This is a genomic window from Streptomyces sp. NPDC014006 (assembly GCF_043088925.1).
In the GTDB taxonomy this organism is placed as follows: Bacteria; Actinomycetota; Actinomycetes; order Streptomycetales; family Streptomycetaceae; genus Streptomyces.
The window spans coordinates 174643-201404 of the sequence record NZ_JBICAJ010000006.1; the positions used below are offsets into that span (position 1 = coordinate 174643).

General features: G+C 70.9%; 23 protein-coding genes and 1 tRNA gene. 14 read left to right on the plus strand and 10 right to left on the minus strand.

What is annotated here, in order from left to right; all coding sequences use genetic code 11:
* Positions 1-4 precede the first annotated feature (4 nt).
* Positions 5-2170, minus strand: coding sequence for a site-specific DNA-methyltransferase (locus tag ACF1GV_RS21685; RefSeq protein ID WP_391683309.1), 2166 nt, complete (start codon positions 2168-2170; stop codon positions 5-7).
* Positions 2171-2363: 193 nt separating this feature from the next.
* Here ACF1GV_RS21685 and ACF1GV_RS21690 point away from each other — a divergent pair.
* Positions 2364-2441: transfer RNA gene (locus ACF1GV_RS21690), tRNA-OTHER, on the plus strand.
* 542 nt (positions 2442-2983) lie between these two features.
* Entirely contained in the window at positions 2984-4768 is a 1785-nt protein-coding gene (locus tag ACF1GV_RS21695) for a beta-ketoacyl-[acyl-carrier-protein] synthase family protein (RefSeq protein WP_391683311.1), read from the plus strand.
* A 31-nt stretch (positions 4769-4799) separates the two neighbouring features.
* Here the strand turns inward: ACF1GV_RS21695 and ACF1GV_RS21700 are convergent, their stop codons facing one another.
* Complete coding sequence (locus ACF1GV_RS21700) at positions 4800-5858, minus strand: Ku protein (protein WP_391683313.1); 1059 nt, start codon at positions 5856-5858, stop codon at positions 4800-4802.
* Between the two features lie 71 nt (positions 5859-5929).
* On the opposite strand from ACF1GV_RS21700, the gene ligD reads away from it, so the two are divergent.
* Positions 5930-6811, plus strand: a complete 882-nt coding sequence (ligD, locus tag ACF1GV_RS21705; RefSeq protein ID WP_391683315.1) for a non-homologous end-joining DNA ligase — start codon at positions 5930-5932, stop codon at positions 6809-6811.
* Positions 6812-6815: 4 nt separating this feature from the next.
* Here ligD and ACF1GV_RS21710 read toward each other — a convergent pair whose 3' ends face one another.
* The gene (locus ACF1GV_RS21710) at positions 6816-7619 is read right to left on the minus strand and encodes a nuclease-related domain-containing protein (RefSeq protein ID WP_391683317.1); all 804 of its coding nucleotides are present in this window, start codon (positions 7617-7619) and stop codon (positions 6816-6818) included.
* A gap of 116 nt (positions 7620-7735) precedes the next feature.
* Between ACF1GV_RS21710 and ACF1GV_RS21715 the strand changes: the two genes are divergently transcribed.
* From ACF1GV_RS21715 to ACF1GV_RS21745, 7 genes are all read left to right on the plus strand, one after another.
* A complete protein-coding gene (locus ACF1GV_RS21715; RefSeq protein WP_391683319.1) occupies positions 7736-8242 on the plus strand; it encodes a dual specificity protein phosphatase family protein in 507 nt (168 codons plus the stop codon).
* Between the two features lie 129 nt (positions 8243-8371).
* The gene (locus ACF1GV_RS21720; protein ID WP_391683322.1) at positions 8372-9169 is read left to right on the plus strand and encodes a hypothetical protein; all 798 of its coding nucleotides are present in this window, start codon (positions 8372-8374) and stop codon (positions 9167-9169) included.
* A complete protein-coding gene (locus ACF1GV_RS21725) occupies positions 9166-10422 on the plus strand; it encodes an ATP-binding protein (protein ID WP_391683325.1) in 1257 nt (418 codons plus the stop codon). The genes ACF1GV_RS21720 and ACF1GV_RS21725 overlap by 4 nt, the downstream gene beginning before the upstream one ends.
* A 377-nt stretch (positions 10423-10799) precedes the next feature.
* The gene (locus ACF1GV_RS21730; RefSeq protein ID WP_391683328.1) at positions 10800-11402 is read left to right on the plus strand and encodes an SH3 domain-containing protein; all 603 of its coding nucleotides are present in this window, start codon (positions 10800-10802) and stop codon (positions 11400-11402) included.
* Positions 11403-11475: 73 nt separating this feature from the next.
* On the plus strand, positions 11476-12873 hold the full coding sequence (locus ACF1GV_RS21735; RefSeq protein ID WP_391683331.1) for an FtsW/RodA/SpoVE family cell cycle protein: 1398 nt from the start codon (positions 11476-11478) through the stop codon (positions 12871-12873).
* Positions 12870-14327, plus strand: a complete 1458-nt coding sequence (locus ACF1GV_RS21740; protein ID WP_391683334.1) for a penicillin-binding transpeptidase domain-containing protein — start codon at positions 12870-12872, stop codon at positions 14325-14327. The genes ACF1GV_RS21735 and ACF1GV_RS21740 overlap by 4 nt, the downstream gene beginning before the upstream one ends.
* Positions 14328-14371: 44 nt before the next feature.
* The gene (locus ACF1GV_RS21745; protein WP_391683336.1) at positions 14372-14893 is read left to right on the plus strand and encodes a DUF3291 domain-containing protein; all 522 of its coding nucleotides are present in this window, start codon (positions 14372-14374) and stop codon (positions 14891-14893) included.
* A gap of 1 nt (position 14894) precedes the next feature.
* Here the strand turns inward: ACF1GV_RS21745 and ACF1GV_RS21750 are convergent, their stop codons facing one another.
* Together ACF1GV_RS21750 and ACF1GV_RS21755 are read right to left on the minus strand one after the other, a co-directional pair.
* A complete protein-coding gene (locus tag ACF1GV_RS21750) occupies positions 14895-15737 on the minus strand; it encodes a hypothetical protein (RefSeq protein WP_391683339.1) in 843 nt (280 codons plus the stop codon).
* A gap of 30 nt (positions 15738-15767) precedes the next feature.
* Positions 15768-16883 carry a ferritin-like domain-containing protein gene (locus ACF1GV_RS21755; RefSeq protein ID WP_391683342.1) on the minus strand — a complete coding sequence of 372 codons (1116 nt, stop codon included), beginning with the start codon at positions 16881-16883 and terminating at the stop codon, positions 15768-15770.
* A 168-nt stretch (positions 16884-17051) separates the two neighbouring features.
* On the opposite strand from ACF1GV_RS21755, the gene ACF1GV_RS21760 reads away from it, so the two are divergent.
* From ACF1GV_RS21760 to ACF1GV_RS21775, 4 genes are all read left to right on the plus strand, one after another.
* Complete coding sequence (locus ACF1GV_RS21760) at positions 17052-17990, plus strand: diiron oxygenase (RefSeq protein ID WP_391683344.1); 939 nt, start codon at positions 17052-17054, stop codon at positions 17988-17990.
* A gap of 385 nt (positions 17991-18375) precedes the next feature.
* Entirely contained in the window at positions 18376-19026 is a 651-nt protein-coding gene (locus ACF1GV_RS21765) for a TetR/AcrR family transcriptional regulator (protein ID WP_391683347.1), read from the plus strand.
* A gap of 10 nt (positions 19027-19036) precedes the next feature.
* Entirely contained in the window at positions 19037-19366 is a 330-nt protein-coding gene (locus ACF1GV_RS21770) for a hypothetical protein (RefSeq protein WP_391683350.1), read from the plus strand.
* Between the two features lie 103 nt (positions 19367-19469).
* On the plus strand, positions 19470-20735 hold the full coding sequence (locus tag ACF1GV_RS21775) for an NlpC/P60 family protein (protein ID WP_391683352.1): 1266 nt from the start codon (positions 19470-19472) through the stop codon (positions 20733-20735).
* Positions 20736-20754: 19 nt separating this feature from the next.
* Here the strand turns inward: ACF1GV_RS21775 and ACF1GV_RS21780 are convergent, their stop codons facing one another.
* The 5 genes from ACF1GV_RS21780 to ACF1GV_RS21800 are packed head-to-tail and all read right to left on the minus strand — an operon-like array spanning position 20755 to position 26411.
* Positions 20755-22005: a styrene monooxygenase/indole monooxygenase family protein gene (locus ACF1GV_RS21780; protein ID WP_391683355.1), complete on the minus strand. Its 1251-nt coding sequence runs from the start codon at positions 22003-22005 to the stop codon at positions 20755-20757.
* A 24-nt stretch (positions 22006-22029) separates the two neighbouring features.
* A complete protein-coding gene (locus tag ACF1GV_RS21785; protein ID WP_391683357.1) occupies positions 22030-22686 on the minus strand; it encodes an ATP/GTP-binding protein in 657 nt (218 codons plus the stop codon).
* Positions 22667-23089 (minus strand): DUF742 domain-containing protein, encoded by a 423-nt coding sequence (locus ACF1GV_RS21790; RefSeq protein WP_391683359.1) that lies wholly within the window; start codon positions 23087-23089, stop codon positions 22667-22669. The genes ACF1GV_RS21785 and ACF1GV_RS21790 overlap by 20 nt, the downstream gene beginning before the upstream one ends.
* Positions 23086-23592, minus strand: a complete 507-nt coding sequence (locus tag ACF1GV_RS21795; RefSeq protein ID WP_391683361.1) for a roadblock/LC7 domain-containing protein — start codon at positions 23590-23592, stop codon at positions 23086-23088. The genes ACF1GV_RS21790 and ACF1GV_RS21795 overlap by 4 nt, the downstream gene beginning before the upstream one ends.
* Entirely contained in the window at positions 23589-26411 is a 2823-nt protein-coding gene (locus tag ACF1GV_RS21800; protein WP_391683364.1) for a nitrate- and nitrite sensing domain-containing protein, read from the minus strand. The genes ACF1GV_RS21795 and ACF1GV_RS21800 overlap by 4 nt, the downstream gene beginning before the upstream one ends.
* Positions 26412-26762 lie beyond the last annotated feature (351 nt).

Genomic DNA, 26762 nt, shown 5'->3' on the forward strand with positions numbered 1-26762 from the left:
GCAGTCACTCCCGGCCCGTGTTGATTGTGAAATTCGTCAGATAAGACTCGTACAAGCGCACTGGTTCTACGTGGCCTGGAAGCTCTGAGCAGACCATTTGGAAGCTACGGTCGTCGTCAGTCACGATGAACGCCATTCGTACGCTATCGACCTCTGCAAGGGCGGTCAGAAAGTCGTGCGAGTAATCCATGTCAAAAAGCACGCCGTATGAGTCAGCGATATCAAAGCCATCGCGCGCCTTCTCTATACGACGTCCTCGCGCTCCGGCCTTAAGCCAAAGGAGGGGAGCCACAGCCTCGAAAGAACGGTGATGTGCAATTGCTCGCGGAGCTTCATAAGTCATCGTAAAAAATTCGATGTTCTCATCGAAGCCATCCGACATAGGAAATGGGTCGGCGAACCTGTACTTTCCTTTAATGGGCTCGCCCTCAGGTGTCAAACCTGTGACTGCCGCTTGCAGTCGCGGCTTAGTAATGAAGTCGCAGATTCCGAGTCGTTCCCATTCGGCATCACCAGGCCGCAATCCTTGTGTCCGCAGCCGAGCCTGCTCGTTCGCCGACACCTCGTTATTTGTGACGATGATGCTGGATCGGGATCCTTCGTCCTGGCGATTCAGACGCATAACGGCATGAGCAGTAGTGCCAGAGCCGCCGAAGAAATCGACGACAAGAGCATCTTTTTTGGGGCCAACAACGAAGCGCAGGATGTCCTCGACCGCGAACAGAGACTTAGGGTACGGGAAGTGGCGCTTTGGAATAAGCGCTGAGAGAATACTTGTACCACCGATCTCAGCATTGTGTGACGCCATATTCCACACCCGCTTGGGCGGAGTGACAATTGAGCTGTCAGGCGTGACGTGTCCTTCTACGGCGCCATCCGCAGCTCGCCCAGTGACGGTGATTTCTCCCTTCCGGATGCGCTCAATAGTGCCACTGGGCAGGTAATAAACCGTGCCCTTTGCGGTGGCTGGCTTCCAGTTTTTAACCCGCGCGTAGCCGTTAGCCCAATTTTTCCTCAGAACCTCAGGGGTTAGTCCCCACAGCATTTCTGTCCCGTCAGGCTTTAGTGGCCAAAGCGCGACTGTACCCGCAGGGGTCGGAACGGCAGATCGATCGACGTCGTCATCGATCGGATCACCAATAGAGTGCAGCGTCCCATCCTCACGGGACACGAAGATGGGGTAGAACTGATTCGGTCGCGAACCGCGGACGCTGGACGGCTCTCTACGTCGCAAGCCAAGCCATTCGATTGGCTTGGGAGCAGCTTCTACCTCTTCGGTGGCTTCGTCTTCCTGTGTTTCCTTGTATGACGGGAGCATGTTACTTTCCCACGGGTGAATTTTCGCCCCCCCGAAGGTCAAGAAAAAGATATGCTCCTCGACTCGTGAGAATTTCCCGCGCCGCACTGCCCCCTTTGCGCTAATGACGGACGTGACCATCTGAATAGCGGCCTCTGGGAAGGTTTGCTCAAGCAGCAGGCCGAGACGAAGGACCTCTTTCTCGTCGATTGTGACGATAAGGGCAGAGGACTCGGGGTTAAGGAGGCGCTTCGCGAGCTTCAGACGCCGTTCCATGAAGGCCAGCCACTTAGAGTGGGCGTAATCGTCTTCAGGGTCGACGTAATCGTTATTGTACTTCCAATCATTGTCGCGAGTGTTGTATGGGGGGTCGATGAAGATGGCGTCGACTTTCCCCTCATGAGTGAAAAGCAAGGTCTGCAGTGCGTGGTAGTTCTCCGCATTGATGACAGAATGGAACGGCTTTTCGCCCCCTCGCTCGACTTTGCCAGTAGAAATGAGGCCCGGGAAAATAGCGTCACGGAACTCCGCTACGACGACGAGATCATCTACGGAGCGGGTTGCGGTCTCAACCTCCGCATCGGAAGTGTCTTGACGAGTGAGGGTGGCAACGCGGCCACTCTCGGTACGCGTGAGACCAACGACTCTCCAGATGCGCTGATCGACTGACTTGGGACGGGCCCCACGCTCGGCTAGGAAGCGCACCTTGTCACCCTTGCGAACCGGCCGCCCTGGCAGATCGACCGTCTCAGGCACGTGGCGTTCAAAGTTGAGTCCGAAGCGGCGACGCCGGCTTAGCGCTTCCACCTCCCTAGCCAGGTCGGCAGCCAGCTGCGGATCCTTCTGTCCGACCTGCCGCAGGAGGTTGCTCAACGTCGACACTCGGTCCTGTCCTTCCGCCGTCCACTATGTGCTTCCCTGGCTTCACCAGCGCATGGAAGGCTATCGGGTGCACCAGCATGCAGAGGGCCAGTTGGAGCAGACGCAGGTCCCCAGCCCTGGCGTCAGCACTCTCGCTCTGCGTGGACTATGCGTGGACGAGGCCGAGGTTCTGGTCCGTCGGCTCCCTCCTGACCTGCACCATCGTGGTCCTCGCTAACGGCCTCCGGAGCCGTGTGCGCAGGTTCGAATCCTGCCGGGGGGACCCTGCATGAGGTGTCTGAAGACCCCGCGATCAGTGGAGACACTGAGTGCGGGGTCTTCTCGTATGCGCAGCGGGCGCCGGCGCTTGATCGCCGTCCCCCGCGCCCCGGCACTCTCACCCCTCGCCGAAGCGCGGCTTCGTGGTGTCGCCACCCGGCCCGTCGGCGGCCGCATCCGCGGCCGGGGCGCGGCGGGCCCTTCTCGACGGTGTCATCGAACAACTGTGAGCCCCCGGCGAGCGCAGTCGGGGTCTCGGTCCCGCAGTCATGGAGGCCGCCGAACCGCCGGAGAATCCACGAGCTGATCGACCGCGGCTGCCCGGCCGCGAAGGCTACGTGACGTCCGACACAAGCATTTTGGTACCATTTGGGCAATTTGTCTGAATGAGCAGTCATTTGACGTTGCGTTGGACGCGCGCACCTACACCACCCATGTGACCCAGTTCGCAGATTCAGTATTCAACTGTGGCTTTTCGGGGCTTCGCCCGCTTCACTCATTCCCGTCCGCTTTACGCCAGTTCGGGACCAGGAAGCGTGGTACACCATGTCCAATTCACCCGAAACGCCGGAAAACCGACTCGCCCTCAGCCCCCACTCCGTCAGTGCCGCCGAGGTCATTCCCGGGGATCTCGTCGACCTCTCGCCCGAAGGGGCCGCGCAGGCCTGCTGGTACGTCGTCGTGCACACGCTGCCGGAGTCTCCCGAGTGGATACGGCTCACCCTGCGGCCCGCGCTCGGGGGGAGGGAGCGGGAGCATCTCGTCGCGCGGCAAGCGCTGGTCACCGTCGCCGGCGCGCGGGTCGATCCCGTGAGCGTGCCGGTCCTCGAGTCCGACGATGTGGCGGAGGGGCGGTTCCGGGACGGGGATCGGGTCGGCGTGTTGCGGGTCGTCGATCCCGGGGCCGTTGAGGAGGTCTACGTGCGGCGGTGGGGGGTCTGGCATCGGGATCTCGATGACGGGAGTGGCGTCGCTCACTCCGATGAGGACGTGCGCGGGTGGGCGCGTGATGCCCGGCGCAGTGATGAGGTCGTCGTGCGGTATCGGGCGAGGCTCCGTGCGGAGGGCTCCGTTACGCGGCCCCGGCGCGTCGTCGTCACCGGGCTCGGGGCCGTCACTCCGCTCGGGCTCGGGGTCGGGGAGTTGTGGGGCGGGCTGATGGAGGGGCGGCACGGGATACGGGAGGTCGACGATCCCGAGTTCGACGCGTTGCCGGTGCGTACCGCCGGCGTCGTGCCCGTCGATCCGGGGGACGTGCTGCCTCGGGCCGTCGCGCGACGGATGAACCGGGCCGCACAGTTCGCCGTGCTGGCGGGGCGGGAGGCGTGGGCCGATGCCGGATTCCAGGAGGGAGGCACCGACGCCAGCCACCTCGATCCCTCGCGGGTCGGGGTCAGTCTCGGGGCCATTCTCGGGGATGCGTCGGTGCTGGTCGGCGGGGATCGGAAGTTGCGGGAGCGCGGGGCCCGCGGGGTCTCGCCGCTCACCACGCCCATGACCGTGCCCTCGCAGGCCGCCTCGCAGGTCTCCCTCGATCTGCACATCACCGGTGAGGCCCGGACCGTCACCAGCGCCTGCGCGTCCGGGACCGAGGCCATCGGGGAGGCCATCGACCGCATACGGTACGGCCGGGTCGACGTCGCCCTCGCCGGCGGCGCCGAGGCCGTCGTCACGCCGGCGATCATGGCCTCCTTCGCCGCCATGCGGGCGTTGTCCACGCATCCGCTGGAGGACGGGATCTCCCCCTCCCGTCCCTTCGGCTCCGACCGCGACGGGTTCGTCAACGGGGAAGGCGCCGGGGTACTCGTCCTGGAGGCCGAGGAGCACGCCCGGGCCCGCGGGGCGCGGATCTACTGCGAGGCCGCCGGGTGGGGGCTGTCCGCCGACGCCCACCACATGGCCGCGCCCGATCCGAGCGGCAGCGGGGTCGCGCTCGCGCTGCGGCGGGCCCTGCGGGACGCCGGCGGGCATGTCGTCGACGTCGTCCACGTCAACGCGCACGCCACCGCGACCGTGGAGGGGGATCTCGCGGAGGCCGCCGCGCTGCGGGACGTGCTCGGGGAGCGGGCCGTCCCGGTGACCGCGCTCAAGGGGCACCTCGGGCATCTGCAGGGCGCCGCCGGCGGTGTCGAGGCCGTCGCCGCCGTCCTCACGCTGCGCGACGGCGTCGTACCGCCGACGGTCGGGAGCGCGACGATCGACCGCTCCATCGGGCTCGATGTCGTCACCGGGGCCCCGCGGAAGTTGCCGCACGACGGCGATCTCGTGCTCAGCAACTCCTTCGGGTTCGGAGGGCACAACGCCGTGCTGGCGCTTCGGCGGGTGGCCTGAGCCCGCCGTACCGGGGAGGGCGGGCGTCCCCTCACGCGCTGCGCTTGCGGGACGCCGTCTTCTTCGCCGGGGTCTTCTTCGCCGTGCTCTTCGCCGTCGCCGCCTTCTTGGCGCTGCCGCTCCGGGCCGGCTTCGCGGTCGTCTTCTTCGCCGAGGCCGTGGTCTTCTTCGCGGCGGTCTTCTTCGCCGCAGCCGAAGCCGGTGCCTTCTTCGCCGAAGCCGCCTCCTTCTTCGCCGCCGTCTTGCGTCCGCGCAGCGGCCTGACCTCGGCTTCCTCCTCCGCAGCCGCCCCACCCCCCGCCGTACCGCCCTCGCCGCGGGACTCGCGGGCCGCGCGCACGCTGTTCTCCAGGGCTGCCATGAGGTCCAGGACCGTGCCGCCGGCCGCGGGTTCGGGGGCCTCGGGCGGGGCCACGCCGGACACCTTGGCGGCGATGACCTCCTCCACCGCCTCGCGGTACTCGTCGTGCAGGTCCTCCAGGTCCACCTCGCCGAGGGTGTCCATCAGGGCGTCCGCGAGGTCCAGCTCCTTGTCACGGACGGTGACGTCGGTGTCGGGGGCGACGCCCTCGGGGGCGCGGACCTCGTCCGGCCACAGCAGGCCGTGCATGGCGATGGCGTCGCCGACGACCCGGAGCATGCCGAGTCGCTCACGGCCGCGCAGCGCGTACTTGGCGATGGCGACCTTGTTGCTGCGTTTGAGCGCCTCCCGCAGCAGGGTGTACGGCTTGGCGGCCGGGGCGCCGCTCGCGGCGAGGTAGTACGCGGCGTCCATCTGGAGCGGGTCGATCCGGTCGGCCGGGACGAAGGCGACGATCTCGATCGTCTTCGCCGTCGGCAGCGGCAGGCTGGCCAGGTCCTCGTCGGTGATCGGGATGATCGAGCCGTCCGCGTCCTCGTAGCCCTTGCCGATCTCCGCCTGGGTGACCTCGCGCTCCTCCAGCTCGCAGAACTTGCGGTAGCGGATGCGGCCGCCGTCCTCGGTGTGGATCTGGCGGAAGGAGATGGAGTGGCTCTCGGTCGCGTTGACCAGCTTGATCGGGATGCTGACCAGGCCGAACGAGATGGCGCCGTTCCAAATGGATCTCACGTGCACACCCTTTCGGTCGGGTTGGTCCGCTTAACCACAGATATCTCCCATTTGTGGGGAATTCTCATCGTATGACGCCGATCACAGAGGTGGAGGGGCGGCGGATCGCGCTCAGCAACCTGGAGAAGGTGCTGTATCCGGCGACCGGGTTCACCAAGGCCGAGGTGCTGCACTACTACGCGACCACGGCCGAGGCGCTGCTGCCTCATCTGCGGGACCGTGCGGTGTCCTTCCTGCGCTATCCGGACGGGCCGGACGGGCAGCGGTTCTTCACCAAGAACGTGCCGCCCGGTACGCCCGACTGGGTCACGACCGCCGCCGTGCCCCGCTCGGAGGGGCCGGCGCGGATGGTGGTCGTGCAGGATCTCGCGAGCCTGATGTGGGCGGCGAACCAGGTCGCGGAGTTCCATACGCACCAGTGGCGGGTGCAGACGCCCGACGTGGCCGACCGGATCGTCTTCGACCTCGACCCCGGGCCGCCCGCGACCGTCGTCGAGTGCTGCGAGGTCGCGCTGTGGCTGCGGGAGCGGCTGGCCGAGGACGGGATCGAGGCGCACGCCAAGACGTCCGGGTCCAAGGGGCTGCATCTGCTGGCGTCCGTGCGCCCGGCGCCGTCCGAGCGCACCTCCGAGTACGCCAAACAGCTCGCCGTCGAGGCGGAGAAGGCCATGCCGCGCCTCGCGCTGCACCGCATGACGCGCAGTCTCAGACCCGGGAAGGTGTTCGTCGACTGGAGCCAGAACGCCGCCCGCAAGACCACCGCGACGCCCTACACGTTGCGCGCCCGCTCGCACCCCTGGGTGTCGGCGCCGGTGACCTGGGAGGAGGTCGAGGAGTGCGGGGCGCCGGAGCAGCTGGCGTTCGGCGCCGGTGACATCGCGCCCCGGCTCCAGGACTACGGCGATCTGCTGGCACCGCTGCTGGACCCCGGGCGCACGGGAGCCGTGCCCTGAGGGGTCAGACGCGCGCCCAGGTGGTGCGGTCGCGGGCCATCGCGTGCAGGGCCTCCACGTCGGCCGGTTTCAGTACGCCGCCCTGGCGGGCCAGCTCCGGCAGGTCCGTGTCCGTGACGATCCGGACCCCGCGCGGCGGTGCGGCGACGTTCACGGACGCCGGGGCGAGCAGGCACAGCACCGGGCGGACCTCGGCGGTCAGCGCGTAGGAGGCTCGGGCGGCGACCGCGCGGACGTCGCGTGGCAGCGGCACGGGGTCGCGGCGGCCCAGGGTGAGCAGCGGCCCGTCGACCGTGACCTTCTGCTTGCGGGCGTGCACGGCGTGCAGGGCGAACAGGCCGCCGGGGCCGATCAGCAGATGGTGGACGCGGTCGCCGCCGGGCAGCGGTACGGAGTGCAGCGCGTGCCAGCCGGCGCCGTCCAGCCGGTCCAGCACCTCGCCGACGGCCTGTTCCGCCTCCAGTGCCCGGCGGCGCGGGTCCGGGCGCAGCCGGTGCGTGGGGCCCGGGTCGCGCTCCAGGGCGACCAGCAGGGCCTCGCCGGGCCGGTTGGGGGCGAGGTCGTCGTCGGGATGGAGGCTGAGCCGGGCCAGCTCGGCGGGGGTGGGGACCGGGGGCGGGCCCACCGCGACCTGGCCGGTCAGGAACGGGCCGAGGGCGTCCAGGACGTCCTCCCGGTGGTCTTCGCTGAGCAGGTTCACCCGGGCGGCCTCACGGTCGTACCAGGCGATGTTCCGTCCGTCCGTGGAGCAGACGTACAGCCGTTCGCGGCCGTGTCTGTAGGTCGGTATGACGCGCAGTCGGCTCATGCCCCATCACCCCACGACCATGGGAACAGGCGGGGTGCTCCCGGGGCAAGAAGGCGGCTACCTTGGGTAGGAGTTGCGCGGGCGGGACAGTGGTGAGCGGGGTTGGGGAGGCGCCGTTGCGTACGCGTGGGAATCAGCCCGACGTGCCCGCTCCGGACAGCCCGTGGAGCGAGATCGTGCCAGGCCTGTGGATGGGCGGGCACGAGTTCCGGGGGACGTCCGGACGGCTGGAGTTCGCCGTCGTGCGGGACGAGTTCGATCTGGTGCAGACGCTGCTGCGGCTGCCGGGGCACGGGCCCGATCCCGGGGTCGAGCACCATGTGTGGGACATCCCGGACGGGCCGCTGGACGGCACCCAGCTCGCGGGGGTGCTGCGGCTGGCCCGGGCGGTGGGCGAGGCGCTGGACGACGGCCGGCGGGTGCTGGTGCGCTGCTACCACGGCTACAACCGCTCCGGCCTGGTCGTGGCGCAGGCGCTGATCCACCGGGGCCGCTCGGCGGACGACGCCATACGGCTGATACGGTCCCGTCGCTCGTCGTGGGCCCTGCACAACGAGCTGTTCGTGGCGTATCTGCGGGCGGGCCTGCCGACGGTGCGGTTGCTGGAGGAGCTCGCCGAGTAGATCACCGAACCATCGTGCGGGCGGCCCCCTCGATCGGCAAGACCGAGCAGGACCCCTCGAACAGCAAAAAGGACTTACCTGCGAATATGGTGTACGGGGCCCTCGAACATCCCTACCCACAGGAGTCCCGTGCCCCCTCGCCGCCCGCGTGCCCTGCTCGCCGTCCTGGCCGTCGTGCTGGGGGCTGCCCTGACCGCCTGCGGTGACACCGGGTCGCTGGAGGGCGCCGGGCCCACGCAGGTCGCGGTCAGCCCGGCCCGGCTGTGGCCGAAGCTGACGCCGGCGTCCTCTCCGGCGTACGACATCGACGAGGTCGAGCGGGAGGTCGTCAAGGGCGTGTCCGTGCCCGGCGACGATCTCCGCAAGGTCGATCCGGCGGCGATCGTGCGGGCGGAGATCGCGGCGCACCCCGACCGGTACAAGGCCGGGGGCAAGAGCGGGGAGACGTTCCCCGACACGGCCCGTCTGGTGCGCGACGCCTGCGGGCAGGGGCCCGAGCGGGGCCGGTGCCCGGTGCTCAAGCCGTACTACCGGGATCTGACCGGGGACGGGCACGACGATCTGGCCCTCGGGTTCCGGCTGCTGCCCGGGCCGATGACGGCCGTACGGGTGTACACCGTCGACCGGCACCGGCTGGTGCAGATCATGAAGTGGGAGGACGCCGTGAGCGCCGTCGAGGTGGCCGGGCGTTCGCTCGTGCTCAGCTCGCCGTCCGATCTGGCGCGCTACGAGTACCGGCTGGAGTGGACCTGGGACCCGGACCAGAAGGCGATGCTGCTCACCCATGACGAGATGGTGCGCACGGGAAACGGGGTGCGCCCGGGGCATCCGGCACGGAAATCCTCCTCGTCGCCGGCGCCGTCACCGTCGGCCTCGGCCTCGGGGTCCGCTTCGCCGTCGGCCTCCGGGTCGGCAGGTGAGCGATGAGGTCCGTGCTGCCGCAGTGGTCCGGGGCGCTGGCGGTGCGGGCGGCCGCCTTCATCACGGTGATGTGCTGTGCGCTGGCCGCTCTGCTCGGCGTACTGGTGCACGTGCAGGTGACGAACCAGACCGTCGGCCAGGCCCGCGACCTGGCGCTGGCCCGGCTCGCGGACGCCACCCAGGCCTTCGAGGCCGGGGACACACTGCTGCCCAGCGCCGGGGTCGATCCCCCGGAGCTGCCCGCGCGGCTGCGGACGCTGGCGGCGTCCGGGGAGCGGGGCACGATGGTCGGCGAGCACCGCGGGGAGCCGGCGATGTGGGCGGCGGGGCCGGTGGAGGGCGGGCACGCGCTGGCCGTACGCGTGGACTACGCGCAGCAGGCCCGCACGATTCAGGGGCTGGACGGGGCGATCCTGTGGTCGTCGGCGCTGGCGATCGGGGCGACCGTGCTGGTGGGGGCGTTCGCGGTGAGCCGGGTGACACGGCGGCTGCACGCCACGGCGCGGGTGGCGCGGCGGATCAGCGCCGGGGACCTGGACGCGCGGGTGGACGACCCACGGGCCGGGGACCCGTCACGGCCGCAGGACGAGGTCGCGGCGGTCGCCTCCGCGCTGGACTCCATGGCCTCGTCGTTGCAGGGCAAGCTGCTGGCGGAGCAGCGGTTCACGGCGGATGTGGCGCATGAGCTGCGGACGCCGCTGACGGGGCTGCACGCGGCGGCGGAGCTGTTGCCTCCGGGGCGGCCGACGGAGCTGGTGCGCGACCGGGTGGCCGCGTTGCGCACCCTCACGGAGGACCTGCTGGAGATCTCGCGGCTGGACACCGGGCGGGAGCGGCTGGAGGTGGACAGCGAGCAGCTGGGAGCGCTGGCCGAGCGGGTGGTGCGGGCGTCGGGGACGCAGACGGAGGTCCGGGTCGTGCGGGACGCGCGGGTGGAGACGGACCGGCGGCGGCTGGAGCGGGTGCTGGGGAACCTGGTGTCCAACGCGCACCGGCACGGGAAGGGGCCGGTGGTGGTGACGGTGGACGGGCCGGTGGTGACCGTGCGGGACCACGGGGACGGGTATCCGGAGTACCTCGTCGCGCACGGGCCGCAGCGGTTCCGTACGGAGGGCGGTGCGAAGGGGCACGGGCTGGGGCTGACGATCGCGCTCGGGCAGGCGGAGGCGCTGGGCGCGCGGCTGACGTTCGCGAACGCGGTGGGGGGTGGGGCGCTGGCGACGCTGTCCCTGCCGTGGGCTCCGCCGGTTGTCGGGTGACGTTGCGCGAGAGGGGGCGACGCGGGGCTTCGGCCCGGACCCCACCAGGGGCTCCGCCCCTTGACCCCGGCGGGGGCTGTGCACCCTGCACCCAAGGGGGTTCGCCGACCCGCCCACCCGACTCGGTTGCACAAGAAGCACCCCCACGGGCCCCCCGTCGCCCCGGTCGCGCCCCGTCCCCGACACTCCACCCCCAGCGCACCCCCGTCGCCGCCCCCAGCCCTCTCCCCTCCCCGCCCCTCCCCGCCTCTTCCCTCCCCTCCCTCCACCCCCCACCCCCTCCCGATGGCCCAGCATTTCGCGCACCCTCCTCCCCGTCCTCCTAACGTGGCGATCAGTCAGGTTTTGACCCCTCAGGTTCCTCGTGGAGGTACCCCATGTCTCATCGCCCCCGTCTCTCTCGGTTCGCCATAGCCGCTGCCACCGTCGTGTTCGTCAGTGCCGTTGCCGGTACGCCCGCCTTCGCCGATGACGGGTGGGGGCAGGACGACCCCTCCGCCTCCAGTCAGGGCGGCGGAAACGGCGGAGACGGCGGAGACGGCGGAGACGGCGGAAGCTGGCAGCAGGGCGGGGGCGGCGGTAACGACGGGAACTGGCAGCAGCAGGGCGGGGACGGCGGCGGCAACGGCGGGAACTCGCAGCAGCAGGGAGGCGAAGGCGGCGGCAACGGCGGGAACTCGCAGCAGCAGGGAGGCGAAGGCGGGGACGGTGGAAGCTGGCAGCAGGGCGGCGGCGGGCACGAGTCGCGGCTTGCCCGGGGGCGGGTGACCGCCGGGACGCTGCTGCTGCGCAGCGCGCCCGAACGGGGCAGCCAGGTGATCCGTACCGCGCACCGCGGTGAGATCGTCTCCATCTACTGCCAGACCCGCGGCCAGAGCGTCGAGGGCAACCGGCTGTGGTACCTGCTGACGGACGGCACCTGGGCCTGGGGTTCCGCCCGCTACATCCAGGTCCTCGGGTCCTCACCCCGCTGGTGCTGACGTCGCTGACACGCCCTCACCCGCTCGCCCTCCGGGCGCGGCGCAAGTCGCCCTGTTTGGGTAAGTTCCGGACATGACGAAGGCCGGAACCGGAATCACCGTGGCAGTGGCGGACACCCCCGCTCGCCCGGTCCCCCTGCCCCGGCGCCGTGGTGTCGAACTCGCCCTCATCGTCGTCGCCGTCATGCTGTCGGTGTGCGGCTACTGCGTGGTGGGGCTGGCCCGCACCGGTGCCGTGCCGCCCGGCGCCGCCGGCTACGGCGCCGGGCTCGGCGTTCTCGCGCTGCTGGCGCATGTCATGGTCCGGCTGCGGGCGCGGTACGCCGATCCGCTGCTGCTGCCGATCGGTGTCCTGCTCAACGGGCTCGGGCTGGTGCTCATCTACCGGCTCGATCTGGAGACGCCGGGTGACCGGGCGGCGCCCACGCAGCTGGTGTGGTCGACGCTCGGGGTGGCGTTCTTCATCGTGGTGGTCGCCATGCTCCGCGATCACCGGATGCTGCAACGCTACGCCTATGTGTGCGTGGCCGCCGCGCTCGCGCTGCTGACGCTGCCGATCCTCTTCCCCGCCGTGAACGGGGCCCGGATCTGGATCCGGATCGCCGGGTTCTCCATCCAGCCCGGGGAGTTCGCCAAGGTACTGCTGGCGGTGTTCTTCGCCGCGTATCTCGCCGCCAACCGCACCGCGCTGACGTACGCGGGACGGCGGGTGTGGCGGATGCAGCTGCCGACCGGGCGGGTCCTCGGGCCGATCGTCGCCGTGTGGCTGGTGAGCGTGGGGGTGCTGGTGCTGGAGCGGGATCTCGGGACCTCCCTGCTGTTCTTCGGGTTGTTCGTCGTTCTGCTGTACGTCGCCACCGGGCGGTCGGGGTGGGTCGCCGTCGGGCTGGTGCTCGGGGCGCTGGGGGCCGTCGCCGTGGGGCATCTGGAGCCGCATGTGCACGCGCGGATCGAGGACTGGCTGCATCCGTTCGCCTCCATCGAGGCCGGGCAGGGCGCCAACCAGCTCGCCCAGTCGCTGTTCGCGTTCGCGGCCGGCGGGGTGCTCGGCACGGGGCTCGGTCTCGGCCACTCCGTCCTCATCGGGTTCGCCACCAAGTCCGACTTCATCCTCGCCACCGCCGGGGAGGAGCTGGGGCTCGCCGGGCTGTCCGCCATCTTCCTGCTCTACGGCCTGCTCGTGGAGCGCGGATACCGGGCCGGGCTGGCGCTGCGGGACCCCTTCGGGCGGCTGCTCGCCGTCGGACTCGCCTCGATCGTCGCGCTGCAGGTGTTCGTCATCGCCGGCGGGGTGACCGGGCTGATCCCGCTGACCGGGATGGCGATGCCGTTCCTCGCGCAGGGCGGCTCCTCCGTCGTCACCAACTGGGCCATCCTCGCCCTGCTCATCCGGGTCAGCGACTCGGCCCGCCGGCCCGGCGCCACGGGGCCGTCGTCCGCCACGAGCCGGCCCACCCCGGAGACGCCATGACCCGCACGATCCGCCACTCCGCCGCCTTCTGCGCCCTGCTGCTGGTCGCCCTGCTGGTCAACGCAGCCCGCGTCCAGCTCGTCGTCGCGGGCGGCTACGACGACAACCCGGCCAACCGCCGCCACACGATCGCCCGTTACGCCCAGCCCCGCGGCGACATCGTGGTCGGCGGCCGGCCGGTCACCGGCTCCCGGGACACCGGCGAGCAGCTGCGCTACGAACGCGTCTACACCGACGGCCCGTTGTACGCGCCCGTCACCGGGTTCTCCTCGCAGGAGTACGGCACGACCCTGCTGGAGCACACCGAGGACGGCGTGCTGGCCGGCACCGACCCGCTGCTGGCGTCGCTGCCGCTGGTGGGTGACCTGACCCGGGCCCGCGACCCGGGCGGCGACGTGGTGACCGCCCTCGACCCGCAGGCGCAGCGGGCGGCGTACGAGGGGCTGGGCGGGCGCAAGGGCGCGGTGGCGGCGATCGAACCGGCGACGGGGCGCATCCTGGCGCTGGTGACGTCTCCGTCGTACGACCCCGGTGTGCTGTCCGGGAACGGTCCGCAGGCGGCCCGCGCCTGGGCGCGGCTGAACGCCGATCCGGACAAGCCGATGCTGAACCGGGCCGTGCGGCAGACGTATCCGCCGGGCTCCACCTTCAAGGTGGTCACCGCGGCGGCGGCGCTGGACGCGGGCGTGATCGGGGGCCTGGACGAGCCGACCGTCTCCCCGGACCCCTACCGGCTGCCGGGGACGACGACCCGGCTGACGAACGAGGGCGACGGCTGCCTGGACGTATCGCTGCGGGACGCCTTCGAGTGGTCCTGCAACACGGTGTTCGCGAAGCTCGGCGTGGAGGTCGGGGCCGCGCGGATGGTGCGCACGGCGCAGGCCTTCGGCTTCAACGACAAGCGGCTGCGCATCCCGTTCTCCGTGGCGCCCAGCACCTTCGACACGAGCGTGGACCAGGCGCAGCTGGCGCTGTCGTCGATCGGTCAGTACAACACGCGGGCCACTCCGCTGCAGATGGCGATGGTCGCGGCGGCGGTCGCCAACGGGGGCCGGCTGCGTACGCCGTATCTGGTGGAGCGCACCACGCGGCGCGGCGGTGCGACGGTCACCACGGCGGGGCCGCGTCCGACGCGGCAGGCGATGCTCCCGTCGACGGCGGCGAAGCTGCGCAAGCTGATGGAGGGCGTGGTGCGCGAGGGCACCGGCACCAACGCGGCGATCCCCGGCGCGATCGTGGGCGGCAAGACCGGCACCGCGCAGCACGGACTCGGCAACTCCGGGACGCCGTACGCCTGGTTCGTCTCGTGGGCGCAGGACGAGCGGGACATGGAGGCGCGGGTCGCGGTCGCCGTGGTGGTGGAGGACGGCTCCGCGGTGCGCGGCGAGATCAGCGGCGGCGGTACGGCGGCGCCGATCGCCCGTGCGGTGATGCAGGCGGTGCTCAGCTCGTGAGACGGGGCTTTTTGCGAGGCGGACGCCCGACCTACCGTTCGGTCATGACTGACGCCGCGTACGAACTCGCCCAGGTCAACATCGCGCGCCTCCGCTTCCCGCTGGACTCACCGGAGTTGAAGGACTTCGTCGACGGTCTCGATCCCGTCAACGCCGACGCCGACGCGGCGGACGGCTTCGTGTGGCGGCTGCAGAGCGAGAGCGGCGACGCCACCGACATCGCCGTCTTCGGTGACGAGTGGCTGATCATCAACATGTCGGTGTGGCGGGACTCCAACGCGCTGACGGCCTTCATGTACCAGGGCCGCCACCGGGAGTTGCTGTCCCGGCGCCGCGAGTGGTTCGAGCGGGTGCGAGAGGCGATGGTGACGCTGTGGTGGGTGCCGGCGGGGCACCGCCCGACGGTCGCCGAGGCGGAGGCCCGGCTGCTGCATCTGCGCGCCCACGGCCCGACGCCGTACGCCTTCACGCTGCGCACCTCGTTCCCGGCGCAGCACGCGGAGCCGGTCCTCGGCGACTCGCCCGCGCGGGGCGTGAGCGCCGAGGACCTGGAGTGCCCTGTGTAGGTCAGACCGGCTTGAGAAGTTCGGTGCGGACCTGGAGCGCGGTCTTCGCGGCGGCCTCCAGGTCGACCTGGAGCGGGTCCTGCGTCATGGTCTCGGCGGTGATCTCGGCGATGGAGGCACCGGTGTTGTCGTCGACCCAGCCGCACATCGGCACGGTCAGCGTGGTGCCCATCTGCACCTGGGTGAGGACCTCGCAGGTCACCGTGATCCCGGAGCTGTCGGGGTGGAAGTCCTTCGGGGGCACGACGACCTTGGCCTGACCCTCGCCGGCGCCCTTCATCATGTTGCCGCGGGCCTTGTCGGGGTGCTTGAACCGCCCGTACATGCCGGAGACCACCAGGGTGCCCTTGGTCTGGTCGCCGCCCAGGGAGTACTGGCCGACGACGGCGTGGGTGTCCTTGGCCTCCCAGGAGCCGTCGGCCTCGTCCTCGATCTTCTTCCCCTCGGAATCGGACAGGTCCTGGCTGAGCGTGTAGCGCCCGTTCAGCAGCGTCTTGGACAGCACGAGCTTGTTCTTTGCCTCGGGGAAGCCACCGCCCTTGGAGCCGACCAGCGCCAGCGCGGCCACGACCACCACGATCAGGGCGACGACACCGCCGACGATGCCGATCACCAGCCCGCGCCGCTTCTTCGGTGGCGGCGCGCCCCAGCCGTGCGGCTGCGGCGGGTAGGGGCCGGGGGGCTGCTGGCCGTAGGCGCCGTAGGGCGGCTGTCCGCCCGCGGCCGGAGGCTGCCCGTACGGACCCTGGGGCTGCTGCGCGCCGTAGGGATTCTGGCCGTACGGGTTCTGGCCGTAGGGGCTTTGGGGCTGCTGACCGTAAGGATTACCGGGAGGCGTGGACACGCCAGAACCGTACTCCACTAGGGTGAGGCGTCAGGCCTCGACGGCCCCCTCCCCTTCCTGGATCGCCGCGCTCACCTCCGCGACCCGCTCCCTCTCCTCCGCCGCGAAGCGCTCGGCGTCGAGCCGCTCGGCGATCTCCTCGTCCTGGTTCATGAGCAGGTCCAGGTCGGAGTCGCCCAACTCCAGGACGCCCAGGTCGACATACGCCTGCTGCAGGCGCTTGCCCCACAGTCCGATGTCCTTCACGCACGGCACGATCCGGCTGAACAGCAGTTTGCGGAACAGGCGCAGGAACTCCGAGTTCTCACTGAGCTGCTCGGCCTCGGCCTTGGGGATGCCGAAGTTCTCCAGGACCTCCGTCCCCCGCAGCCGGTCGCGCATCAGATGACAGCCCTCGATGACGAACTCCTCGCGCTCGCGCAGTTCGGCGTCGGTGAGCTGCCGGTAGTAGTCACGCAGCGCCATACGCCCGAAGGCGACGTGCCGCGCCTCGTCCTGCATCACGTACGCGAGGATCTGCTTGGGCAGCGGCTTGTCGGTCGTGTCCCGGATCATCCCGAAGGCGGCCAGCGCGAGCCCCTCGATGAGCACCTGCATGCCCAGGTACGGCATGTCCCATCGGCTGTCGCGCAGTGTGTCCCCCAGCAGCGCCTGCAGATTGTCGTTGACCGGATAGACGAGTCCGATCTTCTCGTGCAGGAAGCGGCCGTAGATCTCGGCGTGCCGGGCCTCGTCCATGGTCTGGGTGGCGGAGTAGAACTTGGCGTCCATGTCCGGCGCCGACTCCACGATCCGCGCCGCGCAGATCATGGCGCCCTGCTCGCCGTGCAGGAACTGGCTGAACTGCCAGGAGGCGTAGTGCCGCCGCAGCTCACTGCGGTCCCGTTCGGACATCTTCGCCCAGTGCCGGCTGCCGTACACGGACATCGCCTCGTCCGGCGTGCCGAGCGGGTCGTAGGGGTCGACCTCCAGATCCCAGTCGATGCGCTTGGCCCCGTCCCACTGCTTGTCCTTGCCCTTCTGGTACAGGGCGAGCAGGCGGTCGCGGCCGTCGTCGTACTCCCAGCCGAAGCGGGCCGCGCCGGAAGCGGGCACCTCCCAGTGCGAGGCGCCCGGATCGTCGGCGTACAGGTCGAAGGTCGGCATGCACGGCAGGCTCACACGGGGTGGACGCGGGGTCAACGAGTTCCCCGGCACACCGCGGGCACGAGTTGCTGCACGGGGGATTGACGAGCTTGCTGACAGGCAGTCTCATAAGAGGACGTGACCGGCGGGTAACTCCGCCACGCCCCCGTACGACGAGGTGGATCTGCCATGACGACCCTGACGGAAGCCGAGGCGCTGGACGGCCTGCGCGACGCGCTCGGCCTGCTCAAGGACCGCGAACAGGTGGCCGAACGCCTCCTCGCCTCCTCCGCGAAGCACTCCTTCGACCCGGACAAGGAGCTGGACTGGGACGCGCCCTTCGAGGAGGGCAAGTGGTTCTGGCCGCCGGAGCTGGTGTCGCTGTACGACACACCGCTGTGGAAGCGGATGAGCGAGGAGCAGCGGATCGCGCTCTCCCAGCACGAGGCCGCGGCGCTGGCCTCGCTCGGCATCTGGTTCGAACTGATCCTGATGCAGCTTCTCGTCCGCCACATCTACGACAAGGCGGCGACCAGCGCGCATGTGCGGTACGCCCTCACCGAGATCGAGGACGAGTGCCGGCACTCGAAGATGTTCGCGCGGGTGATCTCCCGCGGCGGCACCCCGTGGTACCCGGTCAGCCGGACGCACCAGAACCTGGGCCGCCTGTTCAAGACGATCTCCACCACACCGGGGTCCTTCACGGCGACGCTGCTCGGCGAGGAGGTCCTGGACTGGATGCAGCGGCTGACCTTCCCGGACGAGCGGGTCCAGCCCCTCATCCGGGGCGTGACGCGGATCCACGTCGTGGAGGAGGCCCGCCATGTGCGATACGCCCGCGAGGAACTGCGCCGCCAGATGCTGACGGCGCCGAAGTGGTCGCAGGAGTTCACGCGGGTCACCTCCGGTGAGTTCGCCCGTGTCTTCTCCATCGCCTTCATCAACCCCGACGTCTACACGAACGTGGGCCTGGACAAGCGGGAGGCCATGGCGCAGGTCAAGGCCAGCGGACACCGGCGTGAGGTCATGCAGACGGGCGCGAAGCGCCTGACGGACTTCCTGGACGACATCGGAGTCCTCCGCGGAGTCGGCCGCCGCCTGTGGAAGTCCTCGGGATTGCTGGCGTAACGCGTCCCGCGGTACGGGGTGGGCTGCGCGCCCGGCGGTTTTTTGGGGGGGGCCGCCCGCAGCGGCCGGCACCGGGCAACGGCGCCCTCGTCGGAAAACGGCCGGCCGGACCGAGGACGGACACCCCCACCCCGGCCCCGACCCACAACGCACCGCAGGCCGGACACCAGCCACCCACCGCACCGCAACGGGCCGCCGCAGGCACAGAAGGGGCGCGGGGCTGTATTCGACATGCGGCTCCGCCGCGTGGGCGCGACCAGCCCCCACGCACCCGCAGACAAAGACCGACCCAGACCCGCACGCACCCGCGACCAGCCACAACACAACCCGCACCCGAAAGACCACCCACCCCCACCCCCACGCGGACGGGACTACGCTGCGAAGCATGACCCCCTCCGCCACCCCCGCCTACCGCCGCCTGAGCGTCGAGGAACGCCGCAGTCAGCTGCTCACCGCCGCCCTGTCGCTGTTCGCGCACCGGGCCCCGGAGGAGGTGTCCTTGGACGACGTGGCAGAAGCCGCCGGAGTCTCCCGCCCCCTGGTCTACCGCTACTTCCCCGGCGGCAAGCAGCAGCTCTACGAGGCAGCCCTCCGCTCCGCCGCCGACCAGCTCCAGCTCTGCTTCGACGAACCGCGCACCGGCCCGCGCCTGACCCGCCTCTACCGCGCCCTCGACCGCTACCTCGCCTTCGTCGACGAGCACGACGCCGGCTTCAGCGCCCTCCTCCAGGGCGGCAGCGTCGTCGAGACGTCGCGCACCACCGCCATCGTGGACGGAGTCCGCCGCGCCGCCGCCGACCACATCTACAGCCACCTCGGCGTGCACACCCCCGGCCCCCGCCTGCGCATGACCGTGCGCATGTGGATCACCGCCGTAGAAGCGGCGTCCCTCATGTGGCTCGACGACGACAAGCAGCCCCCCGCCGCCGAGCTGCGCGACTGGCTCGTGGAGCAGTTCGTCGCCGCCCTCGGCGTGACCGCGGGCCGCGACCCGCAGACCGCCGACGTGCTCGCCGCGCTCTCCGGCGATGTCTGACACTGGTGGCGTGAAGAGCGAAGACACCCCCTTCGAGGGCGGCCCCATGGACGGCCGGGTCCTCCCCGTGCTCGTCGGCCCCACCGGCCACCCTCCGAAGACGTACCGCATTCCGGTCCCGGACGCGGCCGGCGGCCCGCCCACCGTGCTGGTCTACCGCCGGGTCCCCCGCGGGCACAGCAAGCGCCTCGGCCTGATCCAGGGCTGGAAGTACGCCTTCGACCCCACGGGCGACACCACCACCGGCCGACTGCGCTGGCCGTGGTCGAAGCCCGCGCCCCGGCGCCACCGCACGCCAGACGCCACGCCGGACGGCAACCCGCACGACCCGCACGAGTGACACCCTTGCGCCGGTCCGCGCACGCCCGGCGCGCGCACTTCGCCGACCCGTCCCAAGCTCACGGTGCGAGGCAGAGGGGCTGCCCCGCACCGGAGGTGATGACGTGTCAGGAAAGCTGCTGCGTCTCGTCGGTACGACGGTGGCGGCGGCGCAACTAGCGCTCGCACCCACTCATGCCGCAGCCGTACCCGACCCCGCACAGCAACCACCCGCGGACGCGCAACGGCAACCACCCGCGGACGCAAGCCAAGAGGCACCCGACGACGCACCCCCAGAGGCCCCCGAGGACACCCCGAAGTCCCTGCCCACCCTCCTGACGCAGCTTCAGACGCTGTACCAGCAGGCGGAACAGGCCACCGAGGCCTACAACGCCACCGAGGAGGCGCTGAGGAAGAAGCGCGCCGAGGTGACCCGGCTGGACACCGCGCTGGCCAAGGCCCGGCTGTCGCTGCACGCCGGCCGCGGCGCCGCCGGCCGGCTCGCCCGGCAGCAGTACCAGAACAGCAGCGACCTCTCCCCGTACCTGCGCCTGCTGCTCACGTCCGACCCCGAGCACGCCCTCGACGAAGGCCATGTGATCGGCCGGCTGGCGCGCGAGCGCGCCGAGACCATCGGCCGTCTCACCGGCAGCGAACGCCAGGCCGCGGACCTCGCCCGCCGCGCCCGTACCGCCCTCGACCAGCAGCTGACGCTCATCGAGCGGCAGAAGAAGCAGCGCGACGACGTCCGCCGCCGCCTGTCCGACGTCGAACGGCTGCTGGCCTCGCTCACCGCCGACCAGCTGACCGCCCTGACCGCGCTGGAGCGCACCGGCACCGCCGAGGCGCAGCGCAGCCTGGTCGCCTCCGGCGCGCTGGACGACGACGACAAGCCGTCGTCCAGCGGGGGCGGGCGGGCCGTCCGGTACGCCGAGGGGCAGATCGGCAAGCCGTACGCGTGGGGTGCCGAGGGCCCGACGTCGTACGACTGCTCCGGGCTGACCTCGCAGGCCTGGCAGGCCGCCGGTACGCCGATCCCGCGCACCAGCCAGGAGCAGTGGGCGCGGCTGCGGCACGTCCCGCTGCGCACGCTGCGCCCCGGGGACCTGGTGGTCTACTTCCCGCAAGCCACTCACGTGGCGATGTATGTGGGCGGCGGCAGGGTGATCGAGGCGCCGCGCACCGGCGAGAAGGTCAAACTCTCCCCGATCGCGGCCTACCCGATCCTGGGAGCGGTACGCCCTGACCCGACGACCCCGGCACGCCAGCTCCCCGCGGACCCGGCAAGCCCGATCCCGGCGAACCCGGCACGCCCGGCCCCCAAGGAACAGGCACCCCCGGCCCCGAAGAACCCGGTACTCCGCCCCCAGGAGAAGCCGTCCGCCCTCTGACAGGCTGAACGAAACGGCCCTAACCGGCCAGCGAACCGAGATACGCCGCCGTCTTCTCCGGCTCGTAGAAGAAGTTCTCGAAGTCGGCAGGGTCGTTGAACGCGTTCGCGAACCGGTCGGCCGCCGGCTGGAGCTGGCCGGCCGCGCCGATGAGGTTCAGCACGTGCTCCGGCGGGGGCGCCAGCATCGCGTTGGTCCACTTCACGACGTGCTGCGCCGTCTGCCAGTAGCGGTCGAACGCCTGCTGCATCCAGTCCTCGTCGAACGGCTTGTCGCCGTGCTCGAGGATGGCGGCCAGGTAGGCGGCCGCACACTTGGACGCCGAGTTGGAGCCCTGCCCGGTGATCGGGTCGTTGGCGACGACGACGTCGGCGACGCCGAGGACCGCGCCGCCGCCGGGCAGGTGCCCGATCGGCTTGCGCACGGTCGGGGCGTAGCGGCCGGCCAGCGTGCCGCCCGCGTCGGTCAGCTCGACCTTCGTGGCCCGCGCGTACTCCCAGGGGGTGTACCGCTCCATGAGTTCCAGGGTCAGGGAGAGGTGCTCCGCCGGGTCCTTGACGCCCTTGAAGACGTCCAGCGGGCCGCCGGGTATGCCCTCCCAGAACAGGATGTCGGCGCGGCCGGAGGTGGTGTACGTCGGCATGATGAACAGCTCGCCGACGCCGGGCACCAGGTTGCAGCGGACCGCGTCGAACTCCGGGTGCTCCGGGCGCGGGCCGAGGCCGTGCACGTAGGCCACGGCCAGCGCGCGCTGGGGCTCGCTGTACGGGGAGCGGGAGGCGTCCCGTTCGAACATCGACACCAGTTCGCCCTTGCCGGCGGAGACCAGGACGAGGTCGTAGGCGCGGGAGAAGTAGTCGAGGTCGGAGACCGCCGCGCCGTGGATGACCAGCTGGCCGCCGCGCTGGGCGAACGTCTCCATCCAGCCGGCCATCTTCACGCGCTGGTCCACGGACTGCGCGTACCCGTCGAGCCGGCCCACCCAGTCGATGGCGCGGGCCGCCGGGCCCTCGGCCCAGGAGCCGGGGGCCGCCACCGAGACGCCGAGTCCTTGGATCTTCGGGGCCTGGGACTCCCAGAAGTTCAGCTGGAGGTCACGCTCGTGCTGCAGTGCCGTGTGGAACATGCACTGCGTCGACATGACCCGGCCGGAGCGGATCTCGTCCGCGGTCCGGTTCGACATCAGGGTGACCTCGTAGCCGTGCGCCTGCAGGCCGAGGGCGAGCTGGAGGCCGGACTGCCCGGCCCCTACGACGAGTATCTTCCGCATGCGGAATGTCTCTCCTAGGTGGAACTACTCGGGGGTTTCCTCGAGCGCGTGGGCCACGAGGGCGAGGAGCGTCTCGATCACCGAGATGCGGCGCCGCGCATCCATGATCATGACAGGTATGTGCGGAGGAATCGTGAGGGCCTCACGCACGTCCTCGGGCTCGAACAGCTCGGTTCCGTCGAAGTGGTTGACCGCGACGACGTACGGCAGCCCGCAGCTCTCGAAGTAGTCCAGCGCGGGAAAGCAGTCCTTCAGCCGGCGGGTGTCGGCCAGTACGACGGCGCCGATCGCACCGCGCACCAGGTCGTCCCACATGAACCAGAACCGCTGCTGACCCGGCGTACCGAACAGGTACAGCACCAGGTCGTCGTCGAGCGTGATACGGCCGAAGTCCATGGCCACGGTGGTGGTCAGCTTGCCCGGCGTGGCCGTGAGGTCGTCGGTCTCCTGGCTGGCCTCGGTCATCAGCGCCTCGGTCTGCAGAGGCGTGATCTCCGAGACGGACGTGACCAGGGTGGTCTTGCCGACGCCGAAGCCGCCCGCCACGACGATCTTCGTGGCGATGGGGGCGCGGGTGCGGTCCGTCTGCCAGGACTTCAGATCCTCGTCGGGCTGGGCGACACGGGCCGCCTCGGCGAACGGGGAGACGCCACGAGCGGCGTCAGAGACGACGGAGTCCACTCAGCACCCTTTCCAGCAGCGCGCGGTCCGGCCGGCCCGTGCCGTGGCCGGTGCCCGTTCCGTACACGCGGATCTTTCCCTGGTCCGCGAGGTCGCTCAGCAGGACGCGGACCACGCCGAGCGGCATTTTCAGCAGCGCGGCGATCTCGGCCACCGTGCGCATACGGCGGCACAGTTCGACGATGGCCCGCATCTCCGGCATCACGCGGGTGGCGAGACTACCGTTCGTCAGCTCCTTGCGCTCCTCCGGGGCCTCCAGTGCGGCCACGAACGTCTCGACGAGCAGGACGTGACCGAAGCGGGTACGGCCGCCGGTGAGCGAGTAGGGGCGCACACGGGCCGGTTTGCGATCGCCGCCGCGGACCGGCAACTGGCCCTTCGCGGCGTGGGACATGCTGCTCATCGCTCGCTCCCCATCGAGGAGGACTCCAGGGATTTGCGCAGCTCACTGCGGAGTTCGGGGGTCAGGACATGGCCGGCGCGGCCCACGAACAGGGCCATGTGGTACGCCACGACGCTCATGTCGCAGTCCGCGGAGCCGTGCACGCCGAGCAGCGAGCCGTCGCTGATCGACATCACGAACAGGCTGCCTTCCTCCATGGCGACCATCGTGTGCTTCACCGCGCCGCCGTCCATCAGCTTGGCCGCGCCGATGGTGAGGCTGCCGATGCCGGAGACGATGGTGGCGAGGTCGGCGGCGGAGCCGCGGGGGCCGGCGGGCCGGGTGGCCTGCTGGGCCTGCCCGGCCTCGAGGTTGCGGTCCTGGTCGGAGGAGAGCAGCAGCAGACCGTCGGAGGAGACCACGGCGACCGAGACGATGCCGGGGACCTCCTCGACGAGGTTGCTCAACAGCCAGTGCAGGTTGCGGGCTTCACTGCTCAGACCGAAGGTACTGGGCGCGGTCAACTGCTTGCCTCCTCGACTGTGCCCCCCGTGGCGTCTTGTGTGGGTCGGCGCTCCGCGGGCTGCGCCGCGGGTGCCCTGGTCTGGCCCGTCTGCTCGGCGATCTCCGCCTGGGCGTCGCGGTAGCCGGCGGTGGCGCCCTGGCGGAAGCCGCCGAGCCGCCGGCGCAGGGCTTCGGCGTCCACGGACTTGGTGCGGGGGCGCTCCGCCTGGGCGGGGGCGGTGATCTTGGGGGTGCGCTTGGGGAGGCCCTTCGCGGTGTACTCGTCTTCCTCGTCCGCGGTGCGCTGGTGCTCCGCCTCTGCCTCGGCCGCGGCCGGCTGGTCAGCGTCGGCGGCTGCGGCCTCGTGGGTGGGCGCCGGCACCGTGGCGGACTCGGACGCAGGCTCGGGGGCCTCTTCCTCCGCCTTCGGGGACGGGATCAGCAGCTCCATCGTCATCTCGGCCGGGGACTCCGCCGGCGGCGCGGGCTGCGGTACGGCTTCCTCGGCCGGCGCCGGCTCCCCGGCCTGCGCCGGCTGCTCCGCCGTGGGCTGCTCGGGCTCGGGCTCCCGGGCCTCCGCCTCCGCCCGTTCCCGTACCGCCTTCTCCGCGAGGGCGACCAGGCGGTCGCCGTCACTCGAGCGGCTGTGCAGGACGTTGGAGTTGGCCTCGGCGTCTGCGCCCGGGAGGGAGAAGCTCTGGGTGGTGCTCGCGGAGTGCGCGGGCGGGGCGACCGCGGCCGGCGGGGCGGCGGCCAGCAGCGACTGCGGCAGGACGACGACCGCGGCCGTACCGCCCTGCTTCTGCTCGCGCAGCTGCACCCGCACCCCGTGCCGGTGGGCGAGACGGGCGACGACGTAGAGGCCGAGCCCGAGGCCCTCCTCGCCCTCCTGGTCGTACGGCGTGTTCGGGTCGAAGGCGGTGAGGCGGGCGTTGAGCCGCTCCATCCGCTCGCCCGTCATGCCGATGCCCTCGTCCTGGACGGAGAGCATGACCTCGCCGTTCTCCAGCAGCCAGCCGGAGACCTCGACGGGCATGTCGGGCGGGGAGAACGCGGTGGCGTTCTCCATGAGTTCGGCCAGCAGGTGGGAGAGGTCGTCGGCGGCGAATCCGGCCACGTGCGCATGCGGCGGGAGGGCCGCGATACGGACGCGTTCGTAGCGCTCGATCTCGCTGACCGCCGCGCGGACCACGTCGACCAGCGGGACGGGACCCGCGTGCTGCTGGACGTGCTCGGTGCCGGCGAGCACGAGGAGGTTCTCGCTGTGCCGGCGCATGACCGTGGCGAAGTGGTCCAGCTTGAACAGGGTGGCCAGGCGGTCCGGGTCCTGCTCGCGCTCCTCCAGGCCCTCGATGACGGCGAGCTGACGCTCGACCAGGCCGAGCGTGCGCAGGGCGAGGTTGACGAAGGTGGACCCGATGCTGGTGCGCAGCCGGTCGAGCTGGGCCGCGGACTCGGCGAGTTCGGCGCGCAGTTCCTCGCGGGCGTCGGCCATCTTCTGCCGCTGGCCGACCAGGTGCTTGCGGTCGGACTCCAGGGTGCCGACCCGCTCGGCGAGGGTGACGGCGTGCGCGTGCAGGGCGTTGACGGAGCGGACGACCTGGGCGAACTCGTCATTGCGGCCGGTGAACTTCACCGGTTCCTGGGTGACCGGGTCCTCGGCCTCGGCCAGCCGGGCGGAGCCGCGCCGCAGCGCCGACAGCGGGCGGGTCAGGCTGCGGGCCATGGCGGTGGCGATGCCGACGGCGAGCAGGATCAGCGCGCCGAGGATCGCGACACGGATCTCCAGCGCGGTGACGTCGTCGTCGCGCAGCTGCTCCAGCGCCTGGGTGCGGTGCTGGTAGAGCGCGGACTCCGCGCCGCGCATCAGCTCGATCCGCGCGGACAGGGCCGCGTCGAGCTTGCGGGTGCTGGTGTCGAGCTCGTCGTCGTCCAGCGCGGGCTGGTCGGTGAGACGGGCGAGGTACTTCTCGGCGGTGGTGGTCTCCGGTCCGGTGACGGTGGAGTCGTACGACGTCACCGCCTGCCGGGGTGCCGACTCGTGGAAGTCGGCGAGGGCCGCGTCGGAGCGCAGCCGGGCCTGCTGGGCGGCGGCGGTGAGCACGTCGCGCTGCTTGCCCGCGGACGAGGAGGAGCCGGAGCCGGTTCGGGGCAGGCCGGTGACCGGGTCGATGGTGCTCTGCGTGCCGCCGGGGACGTTCAGCGCGGCGAGCAGCAGGCCGCGGGTGGCGGCGGCCTGCTGGACGGCGGAGTCCAGCTCGGCGAGGGCGTAGGCGCCGGAGCCCGCGCGGGGCGGGCTCTGCTGGGCGAGCTGCTCGGTGAGCCGGTGCAGCTCGGTGATCGCGGCCGAGTACGCCTGGTGGGCCTCGAGCGCGCTGCTCTGTCCGGTGAGCGCGGCGCGGCGGACCGCGGCGATGCCGTCGAGGTCGGTGCGCAGGGCGGCGGGCAGGTCGGTGTCCGCGCGCAGTTCCTCGACCTGCCGGTCGACGCGTGCGCTGCGCTGCTCGTCGGGCGCCTTGGACTTGGGCCGGCCGGCGGCGACGTACGAGGTGACGTCGTCGCGTTCGTCGGCGAGGGCGTGGGCGAGGGTCAGCGCCTCCTGGGTCTGCCCCGCGAGGGTGACCAGGTCCTGGGTGTCCTTCAGCTGCCCGGAGGCGGCGATGACGGACGGCGCGCCCGCGCCCGCGATGGCGGCCGCCACCACCGCCACGGCGACGATCAGCCGATTGCGTACGTGGGTGGGGCGGCCCTTGCCTACGGCGGGTGGCTGGGCGCCACCCTCGGGGGCCGACTGCCTGCCTGTGCGCCGAGGCCGCGTCTTCTGCACCGGTGCTCGCATTCCTGTACTCGTATAGCCATGGGACCGGATGACGCCCCGTCAATCGGCGCGCACGTCCGGTACGGTTCCCGACCCTCCCAGTGCCGGTGGGCAGCGGGCGGGCATCACCTGCCCCGCCACCCGAAGGAGTGAACATCGGGAAAGAGTTGGCGGGCAAGTTCCTCTGGCGCGTGCAGTGGCCTTGCGCGGCGGGCCGGTTGGACGTCGGCGGCGCGCTTTGGCAGGATTCGCCGCCACGCCTTGGCGGAGTGAAGCATTCCACCCCAAAACCGACGTCGTGGCCGCGCCGGCACGACGAACCCGCGATGCTTGCCGGCCTTCGCCGAGCATGTGAAGGGCTGGTGCAGACTG

Coding starts and splice junctions, on each gene's coding strand:
- ACF1GV_RS21695 (WP_391683311.1), top strand. CDS start 2,984: ATGTCCAATTCACCCGAAACGCCGGAAAACCGACTCGCCCTCAGCCCC.
- ligD (WP_391683315.1), top strand. CDS start 5,930: ATGACGCCGATCACAGAGGTGGAGGGGCGGCGGATCGCGCTCAGCAAC.
- ACF1GV_RS21710 (WP_391683317.1), bottom strand. CDS start 7,619: ATGAGCCGACTGCGCGTCATACCGACCTACAGACACGGCCGCGAACGG.
- ACF1GV_RS21725 (WP_391683325.1), top strand. CDS start 9,166: ATGAGGTCCGTGCTGCCGCAGTGGTCCGGGGCGCTGGCGGTGCGGGCG.
- ACF1GV_RS21730 (WP_391683328.1), top strand. CDS start 10,800: ATGTCTCATCGCCCCCGTCTCTCTCGGTTCGCCATAGCCGCTGCCACC.
- ACF1GV_RS21735 (WP_391683331.1), top strand. CDS start 11,476: ATGACGAAGGCCGGAACCGGAATCACCGTGGCAGTGGCGGACACCCCC.
- ACF1GV_RS21740 (WP_391683334.1), top strand. CDS start 12,870: ATGACCCGCACGATCCGCCACTCCGCCGCCTTCTGCGCCCTGCTGCTG.
- ACF1GV_RS21745 (WP_391683336.1), top strand. CDS start 14,372: ATGACTGACGCCGCGTACGAACTCGCCCAGGTCAACATCGCGCGCCTC.
- ACF1GV_RS21755 (WP_391683342.1), bottom strand. CDS start 16,883: ATGCCGACCTTCGACCTGTACGCCGACGATCCGGGCGCCTCGCACTGG.
- ACF1GV_RS21760 (WP_391683344.1), top strand. CDS start 17,052: ATGACGACCCTGACGGAAGCCGAGGCGCTGGACGGCCTGCGCGACGCG.
- ACF1GV_RS21765 (WP_391683347.1), top strand. CDS start 18,376: ATGACCCCCTCCGCCACCCCCGCCTACCGCCGCCTGAGCGTCGAGGAA.
- ACF1GV_RS21780 (WP_391683355.1), bottom strand. CDS start 22,005: ATGCGGAAGATACTCGTCGTAGGGGCCGGGCAGTCCGGCCTCCAGCTC.
- ACF1GV_RS21790 (WP_391683359.1), bottom strand. CDS start 23,089: ATGAGCAGCATGTCCCACGCCGCGAAGGGCCAGTTGCCGGTCCGCGGC.
- ACF1GV_RS21800 (WP_391683364.1), bottom strand. CDS start 26,411: ATGCGAGCACCGGTGCAGAAGACGCGGCCTCGGCGCACAGGCAGGCAG.